The sequence below is a fragment of the Thermococcus sp. genome, from assembly GCF_027008145.1.
GTDB lineage: Archaea > Methanobacteriota_B > Thermococci > Thermococcales > Thermococcaceae > Thermococcus.
Genome location: NZ_JALTCZ010000118.1, coordinates 1 through 1992 on the forward strand (window position 1 = coordinate 1; position 1992 = coordinate 1992).

Annotated in this window: 2 protein-coding genes and 1 pseudogene; all 3 read left to right on the forward strand. The window is 56.2% G+C overall.

The window, feature by feature from the left end; all coding sequences use genetic code 11:
• Positions 1-646 (forward strand): annotated as a pseudogene (gene hycE, locus MVD07_RS05705) (hydrogenase large subunit); the annotation flags it as partial.
• On the forward strand, positions 646-1266 hold the full coding sequence (locus tag MVD07_RS05710) for a 4Fe-4S binding protein (RefSeq protein ID WP_297499568.1): 621 nt from the start codon (positions 646-648) through the stop codon (positions 1264-1266). The pseudogene hycE and the gene MVD07_RS05710, both read left to right, overlap by 1 nt.
• On the forward strand, positions 1266-1992 hold a 727-nt coding region (locus MVD07_RS05715), incomplete at its 3' end, for an NADH-quinone oxidoreductase subunit B family protein (protein ID WP_297499570.1). The genes MVD07_RS05710 and MVD07_RS05715, both read left to right, overlap by 1 nt.

A 1992-nucleotide genomic window follows, 5' to 3' on the forward strand; every position in this document is an offset into this window, starting at 1 on the left:
TAAGAAGTTCCTCGATATAGCCCTGAACACCAACACCTTCATCAAGCGCGCCGAGGGAGTTGGAATACTGCCCTACAAAGTTGCTAAGGCCTACTCAGTCCTCGGGCCGACGGCAAGGGCGAGCGGTAGGAACATTGATGCCAGGCTCGACCAGGCGACCAAGACTGCAATGGCCTATCACGAGGTTGACTTCAAGGTTCCCGTCTACAAGGAGGGCGACGTTTTGGCGAGGGTTCTCGTCAGGATGGACGAGCTCTTCGAGAGCCTCTGGATAGTGGAGCAGCTGATAGACCAGATGCCCGGCGGAGACATCTTCACGCCCATTGGCGACCTGCCCGAATACCAGGAAGCCCTTGGATTTACTGAGGCCCACCGCGGTGAAGTGGTTCACTACGTCATGACCGGCGAGAAGAACAAGGTCTACCGCTGGAAGGTCCGCGCTCCAACTTACAACAACCTGCCTGCTGTTCCGGAGATGCTCAAGGGCTACCACGTAGCGGACGCACCGATAATCATAGCGAGCATAGACCCGTGCTACTCCTGTACAGAGAGGGTGCAGTTCGTCGACGTCGAGACGGGCAAGGTTAAGGTTCTGACCGAGGCCGAGTTCAACGAGCTCTCCATCAAGTACAAGGGGGTGTTCTGATGGCGGAGGAAGTTTCCTACAGCGAGAAGCTCAAGTCATGGGACAGGATGAAGGTAGAAGGCTTCAGCAAGAAGGCTCCGGTCACCACCCCCTATCCCTTTACCGATATCGAGAAACCACCGGAGTTCAGGGGGATTCCACACATCAACCCTGAGAAGTGCATTGGCTGCGGCGCATGCGTCCAAGCCTGCCCGCCCGATGCTTTGATAATGGAATGGGACAAGGAGCACGGCGTTAAAAGGCTCACCTACAACGCGGCGCGCTGTATCAGGTGCGCCCGCTGTATAGAAGTCTGCCCGACCGGTGCCATGGAACCTACCACGAGGTTCGAAGTGGCGACAGACAACAAGGAAGACCTCGTTGAGGTTGTCGAGCACAAATTAGCTTACTGCGAGGAGTGTGGAGAGTACTTGGACTTCACGGAGAGGCAGATAGAGTACGTCAGGAACATCCTTCCGAAGGAAATCTTTGACACATACGCCCTTGAGGACAGAATAAAGCTGACCCAGGAGGAGAAGATGCGCAGAACCGTCGTTAAGCTCAGGGAGCTTGAGGGCAACGTCTATCCAGCTTTCATGCTCGTTGAGGAGGGAAAGGAGAAGAAGGGAGGTGAGGAGTGATGGGAAGGAAGCTAAAGTCCGTCTGGGTCTATCACGTTGATGCAGGCTCGTGCAACGGGTGTGACATTGAGGTCCTTGACATCCTCAGCCCATACTATGACATCGAGAGGCTCGGTGTCAAGGTCGTTCCAACACCGAGGCACGCTGATGTGCTCTTTATAACCGGCCCCCTCACGAGGCAGACGAGGATAGCCCTCAAGAAGGCCTACGAGGCAATGCCCCCTAAACCGAGGATAGTCGTGGCCATAGGAACCTGTGCCTCAAGCGGTGGAATCTTCTACAACAGCTACGCCCTCTACAACACCTCGCCTCAGCGCGGAAGGGACAGGCTCAGGAGCGGCGGGCCCGAGATGATAGTGCCCATTGACATGTACATCCCCGGCTGTCCGCCCAGCCCGGAGGAGATACTCTACGGAGTTGCCCAGCTGCTCGGCATCAAGGAGAAGAAGATGAAGGGCGAGTACTGGATAGCCCTCCCGCCAGGGGAGAAGTCAGGTAAGGAGAACGAGATAGAGTTCACGATACCTGACAGACCGATACCGGTCCGCTACTGGCTCACGCTGAGGGAGGAACTTAGAAGGGTGGTCGGTTACTACGACCGCGACGCAGTCCTCAACGACTTCATAGAGCTCGTCGGAAGGGCCTTCGAGAGCGACAACCCGAGGGAGAGGCTCCACGACTTAGTAACTGGCTACTTCCTCAAGGAGAAGGACTCCAGGGTAAAGG

Excerpts from the sequence above, each read along its gene's own strand:
- MVD07_RS05710 (WP_297499568.1), top strand. The coding sequence starts at position 646 with ATGGCGGAGGAAGTTTCCTACAGCGAGAAGCTCAAGTCATGGGACAGG.